Source organism: Thermogemmata fonticola, assembly GCF_013694095.1.
Taxonomy (GTDB): Bacteria; Planctomycetota; Planctomycetia; order Gemmatales; family Gemmataceae; genus Thermogemmata; species Thermogemmata fonticola.
The window spans coordinates 64,226-81,133 of sequence record NZ_JACEFB010000014.1 but is presented as its reverse complement, the minus strand read 5'-3'; the positions used below and the strand labels follow the sequence as shown (position 1 = coordinate 81,133).

11 protein-coding genes are annotated in these 16,908 nt (G+C 58.8%); 2 read left to right on the top strand and 9 right to left on the bottom strand.

What is annotated here, in order from left to right:
- Positions 1-286 precede the first annotated feature (286 nt).
- Together H0921_RS14950 and H0921_RS14945 are read left to right on the top strand one after the other, a co-directional pair.
- Positions 287-1,129, top strand: coding sequence for an SDR family oxidoreductase (locus H0921_RS14950; RefSeq protein ID WP_194539320.1), 843 nt, complete (start codon positions 287-289; stop codon positions 1,127-1,129).
- A complete protein-coding gene (locus H0921_RS14945) occupies positions 1,126-2,613 on the top strand; it encodes a fatty acid desaturase family protein (protein ID WP_194539319.1) in 1,488 nt (495 codons plus the stop codon). The genes H0921_RS14950 and H0921_RS14945 overlap by 4 nt, the downstream gene beginning before the upstream one ends.
- A 129-nt stretch (positions 2,614-2,742) precedes the next feature.
- On the opposite strand, the gene H0921_RS14940 is transcribed toward H0921_RS14945, so the two are convergent.
- From H0921_RS14940 to H0921_RS14900, 9 genes are all read right to left on the bottom strand, one after another.
- Positions 2,743-4,452 carry a vWA domain-containing protein gene (locus H0921_RS14940; protein ID WP_194539318.1) on the bottom strand — a complete coding sequence of 570 codons (1,710 nt, stop codon included), beginning with the start codon at positions 4,450-4,452 and terminating at the stop codon, positions 2,743-2,745.
- 84 nt (positions 4,453-4,536) lie between these two features.
- On the bottom strand, positions 4,537-5,949 hold the full coding sequence (locus H0921_RS14935; RefSeq protein ID WP_194539317.1) for a magnesium chelatase: 1,413 nt from the start codon (positions 5,947-5,949) through the stop codon (positions 4,537-4,539).
- A 319-nt stretch (positions 5,950-6,268) separates the two neighbouring features.
- The gene (locus tag H0921_RS14930) at positions 6,269-7,621 is read right to left on the bottom strand and encodes a DUF1552 domain-containing protein (protein WP_194539316.1); all 1,353 of its coding nucleotides are present in this window, start codon (positions 7,619-7,621) and stop codon (positions 6,269-6,271) included.
- Positions 7,618-10,029 carry a DUF1592 domain-containing protein gene (locus H0921_RS14925; protein ID WP_194539315.1) on the bottom strand — a complete coding sequence of 804 codons (2,412 nt, stop codon included), beginning with the start codon at positions 10,027-10,029 and terminating at the stop codon, positions 7,618-7,620. The genes H0921_RS14930 and H0921_RS14925 overlap by 4 nt, the downstream gene beginning before the upstream one ends.
- Positions 10,030-10,489: 460 nt before the next feature.
- Positions 10,490-11,806: a serine--tRNA ligase gene (gene serS, locus H0921_RS14920; RefSeq protein ID WP_194539314.1), complete on the bottom strand. Its 1,317-nt coding sequence runs from the start codon at positions 11,804-11,806 to the stop codon at positions 10,490-10,492.
- A 213-nt stretch (positions 11,807-12,019) separates the two neighbouring features.
- Positions 12,020-12,514: a DinB family protein gene (locus H0921_RS14915; protein WP_194539313.1), complete on the bottom strand. Its 495-nt coding sequence runs from the start codon at positions 12,512-12,514 to the stop codon at positions 12,020-12,022.
- Positions 12,515-12,606: 92 nt separating this feature from the next.
- The gene (locus tag H0921_RS14910; RefSeq protein ID WP_194539312.1) at positions 12,607-13,755 is read right to left on the bottom strand and encodes a citrate synthase; all 1,149 of its coding nucleotides are present in this window, start codon (positions 13,753-13,755) and stop codon (positions 12,607-12,609) included.
- Between the two features lie 236 nt (positions 13,756-13,991).
- Positions 13,992-14,696 carry a 3-keto-disaccharide hydrolase gene (locus H0921_RS14905; RefSeq protein WP_194539311.1) on the bottom strand — a complete coding sequence of 235 codons (705 nt, stop codon included), beginning with the start codon at positions 14,694-14,696 and terminating at the stop codon, positions 13,992-13,994.
- A 344-nt stretch (positions 14,697-15,040) separates the two neighbouring features.
- Positions 15,041-16,777, bottom strand: a complete 1,737-nt coding sequence (locus tag H0921_RS14900) for a hypothetical protein (RefSeq protein ID WP_194539310.1) — start codon at positions 16,775-16,777, stop codon at positions 15,041-15,043.
- Positions 16,778-16,908 lie beyond the last annotated feature (131 nt).

The following is a 16,908-nucleotide window of genomic DNA, read 5'->3' as shown; positions in this document are numbered from 1 at the left end:
TCAGCAAGGCGATGCCGTCCGAGAAGCTCGAATTCCCCCGTGAGGTTCCTATCCTAAGCCAACGTTCACCCCTCTGAAAAGAGGAATTGGATTAGGTCAAACATGAAGCCGCTCCCCAAACCGAAGCAGAAGACTGCCGGTATCGAGGACCGATGGTAACGGCTGCTCCACAACCTTTCTCTACGAATTGGGATAATCTGGAATCTGCGCAAAATGGTAATGTTGGATAAGATAATTAGGGATGCTATGGTGATAGGAGCCGTTATTCCTAAGGGAGTCATCGGCCATGCGGCGGCAACTTGCGGGCAAACGCTGCTTGCTGACGGGAGCCTCCGGCGGCATCGGGCGAGCTTTGGCCCAGGCTTTAGCTCAGGCGGGTGTCCGCTTGATGCTCACGGGGCGGCGACAGGAAGCCTTGGCGGAGTTGGCCCGCCAGTTGCAAAAGCAGGGAAGCCACGCCGACTTCTACCCTGCAGATTTGACCCAACCCGCCCAGCGACAGCATCTGGTGGAACAGACGATCCGTTCGCTCGGCGGCCTGGACCTGCTCATCAACAACGCGGGCATCGGTAGCTGGGGACACTTCGACACGTCCACTCCAGAGATTCTCCGCACCATCATGGAGGTCAATTTCTTTGCTCCTGTGGAGCTGACGCGCCTAGCCATGCCCCATCTGATGCAGGGGGAACAGCCGGCAGTCGTCAACATCACCTCGATGTGCGGCCGACGGGGGATGCCGGCTTGGTCCGAATATTCCGCCAGCAAGTACGCCCTTGTCGGGATGTCCGAAGCCTGGCGTGGGGAATTCGTCCGCTTTCAGGTGGATGTCATCACCATCGTTCCCGGTCTCACCAACAGCGGCCTGGACCAGCATTTGCTGCGCAAAGAAGGGCGTGCCCAAATCCGCTTCGAGCGCGGTATGACGCCTGAATATCTGGCCGGCCAGATTCTCCGCGCTATAGAGCGTAACCGCCGGGAAGTGGTGATTGGCCGCGAGGCCCGCCAACTCCTCTTCTTCCAGCGGTGGTTCCCGCGCTTGACCGATTGGCTCATAGGCCGCAAAATCCGCGCGCTGTATCGCAAAGATTCGACTCCCTCCTCACCGCCTGCTTCCGGAGGAAACCCATGAACAGTGCCACGGTTGCCGGTCGTGATGAGTCTGCTCGTGCGAATCTCGCTGCTGCCACTCCCTCGGAAGCGATGGGGTGCGCGGCAGCCCCAGCTCCTGCCACCACGGCCCCCGCTACCCCTCTTCTGTCCGACGCCACCTTCAAACAGCGTTTGCAAGAGCTGCGGCAAACCGATAACTGGACCAACTGGTACTATCTCCTACGAACCTGGATTTATCTAGCACTGGTCCTGGCAGTGGCGATCGCGTTTTTTGAGCTGCGAGCCGACTGGGGTTTGTCCTGGTGGTGGAACCTCCCCGTAGCGTTGTTAGCCATTATCCTTGTGGGGGCAGGACAGCATCAGTTGACGGGCCTGGCTCACGAAGCCTCCCATTACATTCTCTTCCGCAATCGATATCTCAACGATGCGGTGGCTGATCTGTTCTGCATGTTTCCGATCTTTGCCAGCTTGTATCACTATCGCTTGCAACATCTGGCTCATCACCAATTCGTGAACGATCCAGAGCGGGACCCCGATGTAGCCCAGCTCCGGGCGAGCGGGCATTGGCTCCCCTTCCCCCTGAGCAAGCGCCAAGCGGTGATGGCTTTGTTACGGCAGTTGTGGCCCCCGCGCCTCATTCGCTTCATGCGCGTCCGTGCTCAGTTCAACGCCACCGGAACCCATCATTCCCCATATCTGATTCCGGGCCAACCGCCTTCACAGCGAGCTGTCCGCATTGGAGCAGCGTACCTGTTACTGCTCATAGCCACACTGACCGCTTTGTTTTATCTCACAGACGGAGTGGTTCCTCTCCTCGTCGCCCCGCTCGTGCTGTGGCTGCTCGTGTGTGTCGTGTTCTGGAAATTGCCCGATCACGCTTTCCACCGCAGCCGCTTGCGCCCGGTCATTCACTCCCGTTACACTTCGATGGGCCGGGTTGGCGTTATCACAATTCTGTTCACAGCCGCCGCCGTAGCCACCAAAGCCACCGGCAGCCCCTATGTGGGTTACTTCTTCCTGCTCTGGATCGTGCCCCTGTTTACCTCATTCGCCTTCTTTATGATCCTGCGGCAAATCGTGCAGCATGGAAACGGTGGCCGCGGCTGGATTAACAACAGCCGTTCCTTTTTTATGTTGCCGTGGATCCGCTTCGCCGTTTTCCCGATGGGACAGGATTACCATTTGCCCCACCATATGTACTGCACGGTGCCCCATTTCCGCCTGCGGCAATTGCATGAGCTGTTGCTCCAGTACCCGGAGTATCGGAACGAAGCGCTGGAAGTCCACGGCTATTTCTTCTCGCCGGAGAAACCGCAGGTTCATCCCACGGTGCTGGACGTGCTAGGACCGAACTATGCCCCCCGCAGCCAGGAGGTTCACATCGATGACGAAATCCTGGCACTGGATGCTTTCGACGACCGCCAGGCCATCGCCCAAGAGGCGGAGCGATCCCGCCAAGCAGGTGCTAGGTTTTCTAGTACACTCCCGGCTAAAGACACTTGAGAGTGATCCCTCGACCAATCTACCCACATCAGCGGAGAGGGAGTAAGCCGGAGACAGGCAACGAATAGAATGCCTAGGGGACGGGGTCTTCAGTTTGCCGATTCAGCCAGGCAAACCGAGACGCGATTTTCACGCGATGAGCCAGCGCCGCCGTTGCAGGTAATCCCAGATGACGTAGCGGTCCAATTCCCGCCCCGCCGCAAAGATGACTCGACCCCGCGTCACCCGTGCCAGGCGGTAGGCAAAACGCACATCCTCTTCCGACTGGTTCCAACTGGACAGCAGAAAGATGTTGATAGTAATCCCTTCACGGGCGCAGAGCAGAGCTTCCCGCAGCGTGGCTTCTTCGGTACGCGGGTCAGGAGGATAAAGCATGTACAATGTGCTTCCCTCAAAGTGAGCGGTTGGCAAACCATCTGTGATCAAGGCGATTTGGCGGTTGGGTGTATCCTGCAAGGCCAGGAGTCGGCGGGCTGTCTGCAAACCATGCTGGATGTTGGTGAAATGCTGCGGGACAAGTAGCTCATTGACGTCCGGCTGACTCATGTCCACTTTCAGGCGCACCACCGGATGAAAGATGGTGACCGGCTTAGGCATCAACTGGGCGATTTCCGAAAAGTGTCGGGGTTTCGCGAAGGTGTACATTTCGATAAACTGCAAATAATCTCCCGGATACTCGGTGCGGATCAACCCCTCCAGGGCCAACCCCATCCGCTTGACGTTGACGTACTGTTGGTCGTAACGCATCGAACCGGACATGTCGAGCAGCACACACGTGGCCGCTTTGGGCGTCACGCGGGTCCGATGGATGACGAGGTCCTCCGGGCGCAAGCGGACTGGCAGATGCGGTCCTTCCCGCAGCAGAGCGTTGACCATGCTGGAGGAAATATCCAGATGGGCCACCGAATCGCCAAACTCATACGGGCGGGTGCGGAGGGACTCCACGGCACCTTCCCCCTCGACAGGCTGCTCATGCCGCCCCGTTTTGGAGGCTTGCAATTGGCTGAAGATATGGGAAAGCACCTTGGATTGGAACAGCCGCATCGCTTTGGGCGTCAGGCGATAACGCCCCCGGCCATCATATTCCAACCCTTGTTTCTCCGCTTGTTCGCGCAAGTAATCTTGGATCTGCTGTTGCAAGGCGGAGAGGCGCTCCAGGTCTCCCGGCTCGGCGAATTTGCGTAACTCTTCCAGGTCAATGATGGCCAATTGCGCCGTCTTCTTCGCTTCTTCCAATTGTCGCAACAGGCGGTCGATTTCTTCCAGTTCTTCCTTGACGGCCAGGGCCTTGGGTACATCCATCGGCGTGCGGCCTGTGAATTCGTAGCGGGAAGCCAGCTCTTCCACCTGGTACTTTTCTCCCAGCAAACCGATGAGGATGACCAGTTGGCGGGCAAAGGGATCGGTATCGCGGCCGATGCGGAAGTAGAGCATCTCCAGATCGTGGATTTGTTCCTCCCGCACCGCTCGGCGAAAAGCGGCCTCATGACGGGGGGGCGGTTGCACCCTCTGCACGGCCCGGCGAAAGGCCTGTGCCGCCTGCTGGCGCACCTGGCGGGTTTCGTACGTCTGGAGAATCTTCCGCTTGCGCTCCAGGAGGATTTCCCGCAAGGCATCCAAGCTTGGCCCCAATCCTGCAATCTGCGAGGCGTCCAACCGGATCGCTTTGGCCAATTGTTCTTCGGTGTACTCCGAGGCATCGCCGAAGCGGAGGAGATGTTCGTAAAGCGGTGTTACCAAATCCGGAGGCGGGGCCGTCGGCGAAGGGAAATTTACCGGATCGTACTTCTGGTAGGTGTGGATAATGCCGCCGGGAGTTTGCCGCAGGGAATCGTTCATTGTGCATTCCTCACTTAGCCCAGCTCAGGGGAGGACACCCAGGAATTGCAGAAGAATCAAGGGCGTTGCTGGGATTTCCCCCCATCAAATTTCGTAGGTGATGCGTCCGTGGCGGGTGCTCCGGCTGATCCGATCCGTGACATACAAGCCCGCGAGGATGAATTCAACACAACTGGCACGCATGGCTTCGGATTCGCCCGCATTCACCTCGAAGGCCTTCTCCCAAGCTTTCGGCACGCGCTTGAGGCGGCGGGCATACTCGCTGCTGGGTAGCATATCCCCCACCTCGATTTTGATTCCCTTGCTAAAGACTTCGGCAATTTCTTCCAAGCCGTGCTTCTCGACATACTCCTCGAAGACGACGCGAATGGCATCGGCAATGATGGCTTCCAGCACTTGCTTTTCGCTCATCTGGTGGGCGCCCATCAGGTCCAGTTCCAGCTTGCCCAGGGCAGAGGCTGGCAGATGACCCAGATCGCTGATTCGAGGTACGGCCGGTTTTTCTCCCAGCAAGATTCCGCGGCGGCGGGCGGAGGCGACCATCGTGCGGTAGTTGGCGATGCTGAAGCGGGCACTCACGCCGCTGGCTTGATCCACATACTTTGACCGCCGGGCGCTGATGCTGATCTGTTCGACGATCTCCTTCATGAAATAGGGAACCAGCACGGGGTACTCCCCCCCTAGGTCCAGCCCCGCTTCCTGTTCCATGATTTCGATACCGGTAGCGCGGTCCAGAGGATAATGCGTCTGAATGATGGCGCCGATACGGTCTTTCAACTGCGGGATGACCTTGCCGGAACGATTGTAAGTCGAGGGATTGGCCGAGAAGAGCACCAGGACGTCGAGGTCGAACTGGATCGGATAGCCGCGGATCTGCACATCCCGCTCTTCCAGGATATTGAACAGCCCGACTTGGATCAGTTCATCGAGTTCGGGAACCTCGTTCATGGCAAAGATGCCGCGATGCATGCGGGGAATCAGGCCGAAATGCAGGGCTTCCTCCGCGGACATGCTCGTGCCTTGGGCCAGGCGGGCCGGGTCGATTTCCCCGATAATGTCGGCGAATTTGGTTCCCGGAGCTAAGCGTTCGGCGTAACGTTGTTCCCGCGGCCACCAGGCGATCGGAATCCGTTCCTCCGGCTGGGTGCGGAGCAATTCCTTGCCAGCACGGGTGATCGGAGCGTAGGGGTCCTCGTGAACGGGACAGCCGGGAATGTCCAAGTAGGGAATCGCCTCATCGAGGAAGCGCACGAGCGACCGCATCAGGCGGCTTTTCGCCTGCCCTTTCTCGCCCAGAAAGAGCATGTCATGCCCGGCGAGGATGGCGATGCTGATTTCGGGAATCACTGTATCGTCGTAACCGATGATGCCGGGGAAGAGCGGCTCCCCGCTGCGTAGGGCTTGAATGAAGTTATCACGCAATTCCTCTTTGACGCTTCGGGACTGCCAGCCACTCTGGCGGAGCTGGTGCAAGGTGGTCGGTCGCACAGTATTCATAGTTCCTCTGGCTCGACGGCTGGAATGGCACCCCTGCTGGAAACTCTGGAAAAGAGTCTTCCAAGAGTGCAGGAACGAGGCGCCACCTAACGCATTGTAGGCAGGCGGGTGCCGCCGGAAGATGCACAAAGGCAAAAAACCTCTGTCGCGCGGGGGAAAGAGGACCGGCTAACGTCTTCCGGCGCAGATCCTTGTGAAAGGAGAGGAACGCTATTATGAGAAACCATTGGACAATTCAAGGGCAGGACCGAGCACTGAGCTTGTTTGCTCGGCCATGTCCCGCTCGGCTTATTGCACATCTTTGCGGAAGGGCTAGCCATCAGATGGGCAGGACGCCTGTGCTATCCCCGAAGGATTTGGTCGGCACACCCATGCGCTCGAAGAGAGCCAGGTAAAGATTCATCAGCGGGGTGTCGGCCCGCTTGGGGAAGACCAGATGTCGCCCGCCACGGATGGTGCCGCCACCTTTGCCGATGAGCAGGATGGGCAGATCATCATGATTGTGGCGGTTGCCGTCGCTGATACCGCTGCCATAAACGAGCATGAGGTTATCCAACAGGCAGCCATCTCCTTCGCGGATGTTCTTCATTTTCTCCAACATGTAGGCCAATTGCTGGATGTGGAAGGTGTTGATCTTGCGGATTTTGGCGTGCTTGTTGGGGTCGCCGCCGTGGTGAGACAGGTCGTGGTGTCCTTCGGCAACACCGATGAGCTTGTAGGGCCGATTGCTGCCGTCATTAGCCAAGGGGAAGGTAGCCACACGGGTTAGGTCCGCCTGGAAGGCCAGGACCAGCAGGTCCATCATCAGGCGGATATGCTCTTGCAGATCCGCGGGGATACCGCTGGGCTTGGGCATGTTGGGCTGAGGCGGCGGCGCGGAGTTGGCCTGCCGGATACGCTCGATACGCTGCTCGATTTCTCGCACACTGCTGAGGTATTCATCCAGTTTCTGTTTGTCACGGTGGCCCAACACCTGGTTGAGGCGGCGGACATCTTCGTGGACGAAGTCCAGAATGCTCTTGTTGTACAGTTCCCGCCGGGCGCGAGCTTCCGCCAGTTCCTTCGGATCATTGCCGCCGAAGAGACGCTCGAAGACCAGCTTGGGATCGACTTCCTTGGCGTTGGGAGTCGATTCGCTGCGCCAGGAGAGATTGGAGGAATAGGCACAGCTATAGCCGGAGTCACAGTTGCCAGCTTGGGCGCCGCGTTCGATCCCTAGTTCCAGGGAGGGGAAGCGGGTCTGATCGCCAATGGCCAAGGCGACATGCTGGTCGGCTGAGATACCAGCGCGAATATCCGCGCCGTGGGTCTTACGGGGCTGGCGACCGGTCAGGAAGGCCGCCATGGCACGTGCATGATCACCAGGACCATCACCATTGGGGCGGGCTTTGTCCAGGGCCAGACCGGTGATAACGTTCACGTATTCCTTGAACGGCGCCAGCGGTTGAAGAATGGAGGGAAGTTCTCCCAGCGGTCCCTCTCCCTGCTTCGGCGTCCAGTCGGCCATGTGGATGCCGTTGGGAACATAGAAAAAGGCCAGCCGCTTGGGCGGAGGGGCAGGGCTGCGGAGCGGAGCGGCCACGGCCAGCGATTCCAGCCAGGGCAGCGCTACGAGGGTACCCAATCCCTTCAGGGCGGTACGGCGAGTGATCCGGTGGGTGGTCATGGTCATTCGCTCCTTTTCCCTTTACGTTTCTGGAACGGATCGGACTTCACTATAGCTAACACCAAAGCGGAGAAACGGTCTTGCTGGGCTTTGGTCGCGGCCACGATCTCATCTACAGCGCACTTATCATAATACTCTAGACCACGCCCCAAAGCATAGGTCAACAATTTTTCGGCGAAGCAGCGGCGGAATTGATCCGCTTTGCCTAACAGGACCTGACGCAGTTCCGCAGGCCCGTTGAATTGTTCCCCTCCGGGTAGCACACCGGAAGCATCAATCGGCTGCTTGTTATCCGTGGTACGCCAAGCCCCGATCGCGTCAAAGTTTTCCAGGCCAAAACCGAGGGGATCGAGTTTCGCGTGGCAGACGGCACAACTGGGGTTCTGCCGGTGCTGCTCCATCTGTTGCCGCAGGGTCCCCTTGAGCTGCCCAACGGGGGGTAATTCCGGGGCATCAGGGGCAGGAGGTGGCGGCGGGGTTCCAAGGATGTTCTCCAGGATCCACTTGCCGCGCTTGACCGGACTGGTCCGCGTCGGATTGGAGGTGACAGTCAGTGTGCTGCCCATCGTGATCACACCACCGCGGCGGTTGTCCGGTAGCGTCACCCGGACGAATTCCAAACCCTGGACATTCGGGATGCCGTAGTGCCGGGCCAGCCGGCCGTTGACAAAGGTGTAATTCGAGTCCAGAAACTCCAGGATGCTGCGGTCGTTCTGCACAATGTACTCGAAGTATAGCTCCGCTTCGCGGATCATCGACTGCCGCAACAGTTCATCCCAAGCGGGGAAGAGACCTTTGTCCGGTTGGAGGGTTTGCAGGTTTCTTAGTTGCAACCATTGGCCGGCGAAGTTCTCGGAAAGTGCTTTGGCTTTGGGGTCTTTGAGCATACGGCGGACCTGAGCCTCCAACACGCCCGGCTGCCGGAGTTGTCCTTTCTCCGCCAGTTGGAACAATTCCTCATCCGGCATACTCGACCAGAGGAAGTAGGAGAGTCGTGTCGCCAACTCGAAGTCATTGAGCAAGCGGACTTCCTCCGGGTTTTTAGGGTCCTCCTCGATGCGGAAGAGGAAATGGGGGGAAACCAGCACGGCCTTCATCGGCAGCTTGAGGGCGTGAGGGAAGGTTTCTCCCTGCGCGACGGCCAAATCGTAGAGGCCGAGCAGCCGCTGGACTTCTTCCTGGCGAACAGGCCGGCGGAAGGCTCGGCGGGCGAAGTTGGCCAAGATTTTCTCCGCGGCGGCGCGGGCCTGTTGCGGGGAATTGTCCTGCGGCCGGGCAACTAACAGCAGCTTCACCGAAGGAGGTTCCGGGGGCAGCTTCGCCTGGAATGGCCCCTCGATCTCCAGCAGCTCCAATCCGAACGAGCGGCTCTGGTTGGATTGCTTGTCGGTGAAAGCGTTGGTGAAGGCGATGGCGACACGCTTTTCCCCTGCCGGCAAGCGGGCACGTATCTCATACAATCGGGCCTTGCCTTGGGGCGCATCGACTATGTGCTGGCCCACATCGCGCCCATCGACCCGCACGGCCACTTTGGGAAATTCATTCCCCACCTGGCTACCCCAACCCCGGAAGCGGATGGCGTACTCCCCCTCCGCTGGGAAATTGAACCGCTCCAAATAGGCGGACCCTTCACTCGTGAAGACGATGCGGACGGGATCGCGGCTCTTCGCTGAGCGGGGAATCGTGTTGATGTTTTGGGGGCGGTAGGTCTGGCGGGACACTTTTGGCGCCTCAGGAATCGCCAATGCAGCGTTGAGAACTTTATCGGCGGCAGCCATGTACTTCTCCAGCAGGATCGGCTGGAAGGAAAGCACATCGCCGATGTTGTCAAAACCGTAGCCAACGTCGTCGGAGGGGAAATCATCTGCCGGCTTGATGTCCACACCGCAGAGATCACGGATGGTATTGTTGTACTCGGCCCGATTCAATCGCCGTAGGGTCACCCGGCCGGGATCGCGCGGTCCGCTGCAATCCACCTTGGTCAGTGTGCTTTCAATCCATTGGATCAGAAACTCACGCTCCTCGCGTGTCGGCTGAGGTTTGCTCTTGGGCGGCATATCGCCGGAAGCCAGCACGTGCTGCACCGCCTGCCAATTCTTCCGGTCCTTGCGGGCATGCGCCTCGCTGACATACGCGTCCAGGGATAGTCCACCTTTGGCCTTTTCACCGCGGTGGCAGTCGAAACAGTACTTGCGCAGCAGGGGCATGACCTTGTTCTGGAAGGTCACCTCATCAGCAGCGGATTGGGAAGACGCCGCAGGGACAGCCTTCTGACCCTTCTCCTCCGGCAAAGCTAATGGTTCGGCCCCGTATGCCCTCAACCACCGTTCTCCTTGCTGCGCCTGATATCCCACCCAGGCCAGCAAAACGATGGCTCCAAAACTCACACAGACTCCCGCCGCGCGTTCCTTCATGCTTCTGCCGCACCTCCCGTTGTTCCTCGCGCAATCAATTGCTGTTACAACACAGAATCGCAGGATTGACAAGTGCCTTCGGCAGGGGTTTTGCCAGAGGCTTCAGCCGGCTTAGGGGGGACTTCGACTCAGCACACCCGTGTGTACACTCCGGCGGTAGGGAATAAATTCCTCTTCATCTACGTTTTATCGTACCCGTAGCCACAGCCGTCTGCAAGCGAGGAACATCGGAAAATGCTCATCCCGCAGCATTTCTCATTATCTTTTCACGAAGAATGGAAAATTTGGGAGTGATGCGAATGGAAGCCCATGGAGGAGTATTCGGGAGCATAAATGACAAACAGCCATCAATGACCGGTGGAAGCAGCCCCGATTATTCCAAGGGCAACAGCTCAAGTTCACCCCCGTCGCAGCAGGTGTGCAAAAAGTGAGGAGCAGAGCACGGCAGCGGAGGGACGAATCACTTACCGTGGCGCAGGGGACGTTCCGGAGGTACTAAGCGCTCTTTACCTAGCCAGGGACGTAGGGCTTCCGGAATCAGAACAGAGCCATCGGCCTGTTGGTAATTCTCCAGGATGGCAATGATGGCGCGAGTGCAGGCGATGGCCGTGCCGTTGAGAGTATGCACAAAGCGGGTCCCCTTAAAGTTTTTCCCCTTGTAGCGGATGTTGAGGCGGCGGGCCTGGTAATCGGTGCAGTTGGAGGTGCTGGTCACTTCGCCGTACTCGCCATGGCTGCCGCGGCCTGGCATCCAGGCTTCCAGATCATATTTGCGGTAGGCGGGGCCGCCCAAGTCGCCGGTGCAGGTATCCACCACCTGATAGGGAATCCCCAGCCCTTGGAAAATTTCCTCTTCCAGCTCCCGGATTTCTTCATGCATGGCTTCGCTTTGTTCGGGCGTCGTGAAGGCGAAGAGTTCGACCTTGGTGAATTGATGGACGCGGAAGAGGCCGCGCGTTTCGCGTCCAGCGGCACCAGCTTCAGTTCGGAAGCAGTGGGAAACACCGACATACCGTAATGGCAGATCAGCTTCGTCCAGGATTTCGTCCTTGTGTAGGCCGCCAAGGGTGATTTCCGCCGTAGCAATTAGGCACAGATCGCTGTCCGCGAGGGTGTAAATCTGGCGGGTATTGGGATTAGGATCACGGGGAAGGAAGCCGATCCCTTCCAGCACCTCGGTGCGGGCCAGGTCGGGTGTGAGGATGGGAATGTAGCCGTGCTGGATCGCCTTGTTTAGGGCGTATTGCACCAGAGCCAATTCCAGCAGAGCGCCGTCGTGGGTGAGATAGTAGAACTTTTGGCCGGCCACTTTCGCCCCCGCTTCAAAGTCCGCCAGGTGCAAATGTTCGCAGAGGGCCACGTGATCCTTAGGCGGGAAATCGAACTGCCGTTTCTGCCCCACTTGCCGCAGCACAACGTTGGCGGAGGCATCTGCCCCAATCGGCGCAGCGGGATGCGTCAGGTTGGGGATAAGCCGCAATTGAGCATGTAATTGCTCTTCGACCTTGTGGAGGGTCTGATCCAACTGCTGCAATTGGCTGTCTAAAGCCTGGGACTGGGCCTTGAGAGCTTGCTTCTCCTCCACGGTGGCGGCTTGGGGAAAACGCTTGCTGATTTCGTTTTTCCGGGCAGCGACCTCGCCGCGTTGCCGCACCAACTCCTTGCGTTGCTGTTCCAAGCGGACCACTTCATCCACGGGCAGGCTGGACACACCCCGCTGGTGGCAATTTTCCTTCACCTGATCGACATGGGCGAGAATGTAAGCGGGATCAAGCATGGCGCAATTCCTCAACAGGTCCGCTGCCGGGGGTTCGGACACATCTCGTGACGGGTCCGGTTGCTCCGGGGAAAGGTTCATTGATCATTCATTGATCACGTTGTCGTTATCGCAAGCCCCTCCCCGACTGCCTAGAGGCCAAGGGATCACTCCACCAGACCAAAATTCGCGGAGCATTCGGGACTGAGCTTCCGGGGACTAAGAGACGAGGGGCTACCAGAGGGGAGGATGGCCGAGCATGCGGCGGAGAAGACCGATTTGGCCGCAATGGAGCATCTCATGGAGCGGGGCATAGCGGAGGCAGGCTATGCGGCTCGTGCACAGCGGATGAGGGGTCAAGGGGGGCAAGTCCAAATCCGCGTCGGGATAGGCCGGGAGTTCTCGCAGTATGCGTTCGTGTACAGCCTGGAAGATCTCGCGGATGTCGGCGGCGGAATAACGCCCCGGCGGCTGAGCTGTAGACATCCGGCCAAACTGTTGCAGGAAGTCGAAGGGAATGAGCAGCTCATCTGCCTCAGTACGTCCCCGCAACCGCTCCAGACACAAGCGATACTCGGCGACCGCAATGTGCCCCACTTGCCAGGCAATATGGCTGCTGCTGCCAGGGGGAATCACAAACCACTCGTGCGGGGCGATTGTGTCGAGCCGCTCCGTCGTGTACCGGCGGGCAAAATCCAGTTGTTCCAACGCTTCGCTCAAGCGAGACATGGCAGCACATCCATCGAAGGAAACGCCTGGTAAGGCTTCGGACCAACACCACCTCTGCGCGGAGTCAGCCCGCGGAAGCATCTCCTGCGGGATCAGGGGCGTTGTTCCAGCGGCACATAGGCCACGTCCGTGCGCCCTATGTAGATCTGCTCCGGGCGGTAGATGCGGTTGTTTTGCAACTGTTCGTGCCAATGGGCCAACCATCCGGCCACACGGGCGATGGCGAAAATCGGCGTGAACACATCCGTAGGAATCCCCAGCGCTTGGTAAATCACCCCGGAGTAGAAATCGACGTTGGGATAAATTCCTTTCGGACCGTAGATCTCGTTGCAGATGCGTTCCAATTCGAGGGCGATCTCGTAGTTTTTCGGCCGCTGGGTTTCAGCAAACATATGCTCGGCAATTTCCTGGAGCACCGTGGCGCGGGCATCCTTGACCTTATAGACACGATGGCCGATGCCCATGACTTTGAACTTGGGATTGGCAGCGATCTTGCCTTCCAGCCAGCTTTTGACATTGCGGGGATCACCGATCTCCTCGAATTGCCGCAAAGCCTCTTCGTTAGCACCGCCGTGGAGAGGGCCGGACAATGCCCCAATGGCGGAGGCGACGACATGATATGGCGTGGCCAGAGTGGAAGCCGTCACGCGAGCGGTAAAGGTGCTGGCATTCATGGTGTGCTCAGCGTGGAGAATGAGGGTGGCATCGAGCACCTTCCGGGTCGCCGGCGTGGGTTCCTTGCCAAAGAGCATGTAATAGAAGTTAGCCGCGTGATCGAGGTCGTCCCGGGGTTCGAGGATTTCCTGGCCGCGGCGGGTGCGGGCATAGGCGGCGACCAGCGTGGGCAGAGCCGCGATGAGGCGGCAGGTGGCATCCCAGTTCCGCGCCGGGTCCTGCACATTCGGACAGGGATAAAACATCCCCAAGGCGGCCACGGTGCTGTGCAGCGCATCCATCGGATGCCCATCGGCCGGCAGGCAGCGGATCATCTCCTTGAGACGGAAATGGATGGCCCGCCGCTGCCGTAACTCGTCGTCAAAATCCGCCAGTTGCTTCTGGGTTGGCAATTCTCCCTTGATCAGCAGCCAGCAGACCTCCTCGAAGTTGCTCTCTTTGGCCAGAACTTCCACGGGTATGCCGCGGTATTCCAGGCGGGCTTTTTTACCATCCAGGAAACTGATCGCGGATTTGGCAGCAGGAACATCTTCCAGCCCCGGTTTATAATCGGCTTCACTGACCATACCACGCCTCGACAAAAGCTATTGTCAGGATGGAGCCACCGTGGCAGCGACTGCGGTGGGAACTGGCTCCGACTCGCCACCGCCTGGGGTTATTCCACACCATCACCGTCAGGGAAGGTATAGAGAGGCGGCAGCGAAGGAAAAGGCCACAGAGTCCCCCGGAACCCAACGGATACCCCAAGACACCAAACCCGGCTGGATCGGCCCGGACAAACTGGTCCGCTCCCACTCCTGTCTCACTTCAGGGGCGTGATGATGATGTTGCGGTAGGCCACGGGACCGTGGTCCCCCTGGAACATCAACGGACCGGTGGGAGCTTCTTTGCCCGTCAGCCCGCCGGGAGTTGGCCCCTTCATCTCCACATTCTCATGGAGGAGCACGCCGTTCAGCTCCACCTTGCGGAACCGGGCCGGAGCTATCTTTTGGCCGTTGGCAAATCGCGGCGCCTGAAACTCGATGACAAACTTCTGCCACTCTCCCGGCTTGCGGGCGGCATTCTTTTTCGGCGGAGCGGCGCCATAAAGCGCCCCCAAGTCCCCTTGCGTGAGCTTGTTATCCGGCTTGCCGTAGCTGTCCAACACCTGCACCTCATACTCCCCCATCAGGTACACCCCGGAGTTCGAGCCTTTGGGCAGAAGAAATTCGACCTCCAAATGGATATCCCCGAACTTCTCCTCAGTATAAATATCCACTCCGCCACCCTGCACATTGCACAACCATAACTCCTGCGCATCGGGCACGATGACGAAGGCCCGCTCATTGGTCGGATCGAGCTTTACCGCCACCGCCTTCCAATGACTTTTCGCGGCATTCCCCTTGAGCTTCCAGCCGCTCAAGTCCTTGCCGTTGAAGGGCCGGTATGCCTCTTCACGGGATTGCCCTGACACCCCCGCCATCACACCCAGCCACAACGCTAATCCCAGGAATCCCGCACGTACCATGATGGTAACTCCTTCCACACGATGAGCTATCACGGAACCGGACCCGGAGGGACGCTGTAGGATGGTCCGACATTGAGCCGTTGTAGCTAACTTATTTCCTCAAGGCGAGAGCCAGCCTAAAATCCTTGTCGAGCGAAGCTAGCGTAGGGACCGGTTCATTCACGCAGCTTCAACTAGGTTTTTCCCCTCTACTGATCCTACTGAGTTTCGATAGGCTACTGTTGCACTGGGATGGACTGAAGCCATGCGGCAGGGCCAGCGATGATGACCACATCCAGCACGGCCTGATTCTGAGGGCTGAATGCCGTCCGTCTGTCAGCGGCGGGCTAGACAGCACAATTCTGTCAATCCCACGGCGGCAGGGGAAGCGGAGGGTAGGTTTGCCGCATAATTCCTTCATATTCTGGGTCCACGTCCGGTTCCGGTTCTCCAATGAGCACTAATCCTCGCAGGTGCCCCGCCGGCACGCGCCGAGCTTTCGTCAACCAGTGGAACAGCTCGCGATAACTCGTGAAAAAATGCCAGTCTGGTGCCAAGTAACCGCTGTAGCCGTTGACACAGGGGATGCCCACATTTTGCGCCGCCCGCATGACCACGACTTGTAAGCGGTAGTATTGATGGTCCAGTTCCGGCGCCGGGGGCAACTCCGAGGGAAAGACATACACCAGCCGCGGCTGTGGATGCTGTCGGATGGCCTGCTCCAGTCGCTCTTGCCAGCGCACGAGTTGACCTAGCGATACCCTCTGCCCCTCCCACTGCTGCACCCAAGTGGTGGGAAGGACGGCATGTTCGGCCATCAACACGAGGAGCAAGAAGATGCCACCGATTCGCGCAAGGTAATGGGAGCGGGAAAGCACCCAGGTGAATAGTTCGGCGCTGGCCAGTCCCAGGGGGAACAACAGTACGAGCACAATGCGACCCACTACACGAATCGTTGATCCGCCAGGCAGGCTGAGAATCGGTTCATAAAGCCAGACTTGGCCGAAGCGGGTGATCCAAATTGCCAGCAGCAGGGACGACCAACACAACAGAGACACCACCACTTTCCGCTGTCCCTCGGCCGTTTCCGTCGATCGCCTAATCTGCCCCAAAGCGAACAGCATCGCCAGCAACGGCACCCAACCGGGAAAAAGACGCCGTTCTCCATGGACATTCCCCAGGTCCAAGCCGAGAGCCGGGGCAACGGCATTCCATACTGCCGTCGGATGACAAGCCAGCCAGGAAAGCGGCTCAGGGGCCCAGAGCTTCAAGAACTCTGGATCCATCACTCCAGAGACGCGCGCGTGCCGCAGAACGATGCCCCCCACGGCCATCAAAATAGCTAGGATGATCAGTAACCGCGTCAGCCAGACGCCAACCCGCAGAGGAAACAACTCCGACCACGGCAGATCGCGATACAGGCGCAAGCCTGTAAGAACGAGGAAAACCAGGAGCAATTCGGCGAGAAAAATCGCGATATAAGCCGTCAAGAGGAATTGGCCAAACCAGCAGGTGGTCAAGAGTGCAAAGCGGCGATGAGTAGGTTCCCCCAGAAACTGCCAAGCCAGTACCACGGCCGGGGGCACCAGCCAGCGGTGCAGCAACTGGGCATGGCCGACCTGACTGGTCACCGGCAAGGCGAAGGCGAAGATGAAAGCCGCCACGGCCGCAGGAGCGGGGTCAAACCCCAGGCGTCGCGCCGCCCACAGCGCCGAAACATAGTTGAGTACAAAGGCCAGTATGAACCATCCCTGAAAGGCCCGTTCCGGGCTTAGACCCAGCACCCGTAACAGGGAGTAAAAAGGCATCAGGGCAATGTGGGGGTCGGTGGTACCGGTCATACCCGGTGTCGGGTAAAAAATGGGGGCATGCCAGAAACTCGCCCGCCCCCGCAGCGATTGGTACCCATGCTCCAGCATGTAATTGTTCAGGACGTTATCGATCCCATCACCTGGCAGACCGTCGCCATCCCAACCGATCAGGCGCAGGGGCAAATTGAACATCCCCACGGCAAACAGCACAATGGCGAGCCAATAGGAACTCAAACGGCGTGAAGATGCAGGGGGGAACAAACGGGCAGCGGAGGGCGATGCTGTTACCATACGTGTATCTCAAAGCGTCTCTTCTGGCGGCAGGGGTAACAAATGTTCTCCCCCTTCACTATACAACACACCATGACGGCATGCCGTCACAACGGAGAACAGAATCGGCCCGACCCAAGGCAGCGCCAATC

Coding starts and splice junctions, on each gene's coding strand:
- H0921_RS14950 (WP_194539320.1), top strand. CDS start 287: ATGCGGCGGCAACTTGCGGGCAAACGCTGCTTGCTGACGGGAGCCTCC.
- H0921_RS14945 (WP_194539319.1), top strand. CDS start 1,126: ATGAACAGTGCCACGGTTGCCGGTCGTGATGAGTCTGCTCGTGCGAAT.
- H0921_RS14940 (WP_194539318.1), bottom strand. CDS start 4,452: ATGAACGATTCCCTGCGGCAAACTCCCGGCGGCATTATCCACACCTAC.
- H0921_RS14935 (WP_194539317.1), bottom strand. CDS start 5,949: ATGAATACTGTGCGACCGACCACCTTGCACCAGCTCCGCCAGAGTGGC.
- H0921_RS14930 (WP_194539316.1), bottom strand. CDS start 7,621: ATGACCATGACCACCCACCGGATCACTCGCCGTACCGCCCTGAAGGGA.
- H0921_RS14925 (WP_194539315.1), bottom strand. CDS start 10,029: ATGAAGGAACGCGCGGCGGGAGTCTGTGTGAGTTTTGGAGCCATCGTT.
- serS (WP_194539314.1), bottom strand. CDS start 11,806: ATGCTTGATCCCGCTTACATTCTCGCCCATGTCGATCAGGTGAAGGAA.
- H0921_RS14915 (WP_194539313.1), bottom strand. CDS start 12,514: ATGTCTCGCTTGAGCGAAGCGTTGGAACAACTGGATTTTGCCCGCCGG.
- H0921_RS14910 (WP_194539312.1), bottom strand. CDS start 13,755: ATGGTCAGTGAAGCCGATTATAAACCGGGGCTGGAAGATGTTCCTGCT.
- H0921_RS14905 (WP_194539311.1), bottom strand. CDS start 14,696: ATGGTACGTGCGGGATTCCTGGGATTAGCGTTGTGGCTGGGTGTGATG.
- H0921_RS14900 (WP_194539310.1), bottom strand. CDS start 16,777: ATGGTAACAGCATCGCCCTCCGCTGCCCGTTTGTTCCCCCCTGCATCT.